At 37.3% G+C, this 338-nt stretch carries 1 protein-coding gene; it reads right to left on the bottom strand.

The window, feature by feature from the left end; translation table 11 throughout:
- Positions 1–114 (bottom strand): Asp-tRNA(Asn)/Glu-tRNA(Gln) amidotransferase subunit GatC (locus C1E58_RS10850; RefSeq protein WP_161951315.1); only part of this gene is annotated, 114 nt, incomplete at its 3' end.
- Positions 115–338 lie beyond the last annotated feature (224 nt).

Below are 338 nucleotides of genomic sequence, written 5' to 3' on the forward strand. Positions count from 1 at the left end.
AACCATATCGACAATCTTGCTCAAACTTGTCGCAAATTCCGCTGTTTCCTGGTCCGAAAATTCCAGCTTAGACAGCTTGGCAACGTGACGGACTTCAGCTTCAGAAATCTTCATTCTTACTTTCCTCCTAATGGAAATCTATCTTCTCATTATACCATATTTCCAGCCCCAGACAAAGGTAGAAATGACCTAATATGTTACCTATTTCCTCCTAAAAATCCATTCTTTAAATTGCGAAGTATTCCTAATCTCACACCGTAAAACGATAAAAAACAGCAAGTTTCATCTAGCAATAAAACTTACTGTTTGCTTAGCCTATCTTTTTATGAGCTAATCCT

Origin of the sequence: Streptococcus suis, from assembly GCF_002964575.1 — a bacterium.
Classification (GTDB): domain Bacteria; phylum Bacillota; class Bacilli; order Lactobacillales; family Streptococcaceae; genus Streptococcus; species Streptococcus suis_R.